The sequence below is a fragment of the Rhizobium anhuiense genome, assembly GCF_003985145.1.
Lineage (GTDB): Bacteria > Pseudomonadota > Alphaproteobacteria > Rhizobiales > Rhizobiaceae > Rhizobium > Rhizobium anhuiense.
The window spans coordinates 1-1,663 of the sequence record NZ_ML133557.1; the positions used below are offsets into that span (position 1 = coordinate 1).

Sequence of the window (1,663 nt, forward strand, 5' to 3'; positions counted from 1 at the left end):
ATGACCGAGACGACTGATCTGCCCGAACGCGAGAGCATGGAATTCGACGTTGTGATCGTCGGCGCCGGTCCGGCCGGTCTTGCGGCGGCGATCCGGCTGAAGCAGGTCAATCCGGACCTCTCGGTCGTCGTGCTGGAGAAGGGCTCTGAGGTCGGGGCGCATATCCTGTCTGGTGCGGTCGTCGATCCGATCGGCATCGACCGGCTGCTGCCCGGCTGGCGTGAGGAGGAGGGGCACCCGTTCAAGACCGAGGTCAGCGCCGATCACTTCCTGCTGCTCGGCCCGGCCGGCTCTGTTCGCCTGCCGAATGTGCTGATGCCGCCCTTGATGAACAATCATGGCAATTACATCGTTTCGCTTGGGCTCGTCTGTCGCTGGCTGGCGACCAAGGCCGAAGAACTCGGCGTCGAGATCTATCCGGGCTTTGCCGCCACCGAAGTGCTCTACAATGAAGAGGGCGCGGTGATCGGTGTTGCCACCGGCGACATGGGCATCGAGAAGAACGGCGAGCCTGGACCCAACTATACCCGCGGCATGGAGCTGCTCGGCAAATATACCCTGATCGGCGAGGGCGTGCGCGGCTCGCTCGCCAAGCAGCTGATCGCCAAGTTCGATCTGCAGAAGGATCGTGAACCGCAGAAGTTCGGCATCGGCATCAAGGAACTCTGGCAGGTCAAGCCCGAGCATCACCGGCAGGGCCTGGTGCAGCACTCCTTCGGCTGGCCGCTGGGCATGAAGACCGGCGGCGGCTCCTTCCTCTATCACCTGGAAGACAATCTGGTGGCGGTCGGCTTCGTTGTCCATCTGAACTACAAGAACCCCTATCTCTATCCTTTCGAGGAATTCCAGCGCTTCAAGACGCATCCGGCCATTCGCGGAACCTTCGAGGGCGGCAAGCGGCTGTCCTATGGGGCGCGCGCCATCACCGAGGGCGGCTACCAGTCGGTGCCGAAGCTCACCTTCCCCGGCGGGGCGCTGATCGGCTGTTCGGCCGGTCTCGTCAACGTGCCGCGCATCAAGGGCAGCCACAATGCGGTGCTGTCGGGCATGCTGGCGGCCGAGAAGCTGGCGGCGGCGATCGAAGCCGGCCGCAGCCATGACGAGGTCACCGAGATCGAGAACGAATGGCGCAAGGGCGACATCGGCCGCGACCTGAAGCGGGTGAGGAACGTCAAGCCGCTGTGGTCGAAGTTCGGCACCGCACTCGGTGTGGCGCTCGGCGGCTTCGACATGTGGACCAATACGCTGTTCGGCTTTTCCGTCTTCGGCACGCTGAAACACGGCAAGACCGATGCGCAGTCGCTGGAGCCTGCCGCCCAGCACAAGCCGATCGCCTATCCGAAGCCGGATGGCGTCCTGACCTTCGACCGTCTGTCCTCGGTGTTCCTGTCGAACACCAATCACGAGGAAGACCAGCCGGTGCATCTCAAGGTCAAGGACATGGGCCTGCAGAAGCGTTCCGAGCACGATATCTATGCCGGCCCGTCGACGCGCTACTGTCCGGCCGGCGTCTATGAGTGGGTGGAGAAGGACGGGCAGGACACCTTCGTCATCAACGCCCAGAACTGCGTGCACTGCAAGACCTGCGACATCAAGGACCCCAACCAGAACATCAACTGGGTGCCGCCGCAGGGCGGCGAGGGGCCGGTCTATCCGAATATGT

Annotated in this window: 1 protein-coding gene; it reads left to right on the forward strand. The window is 63.3% G+C overall.

Going from position 1 to position 1,663, the window contains the following annotated elements; all coding sequences use genetic code 11:
- A partial coding sequence (locus tag EEQ99_RS34305; protein WP_164736009.1) for an electron transfer flavoprotein-ubiquinone oxidoreductase occupies positions 1 to 1,663 on the forward strand: 1,663 nt, incomplete at both ends.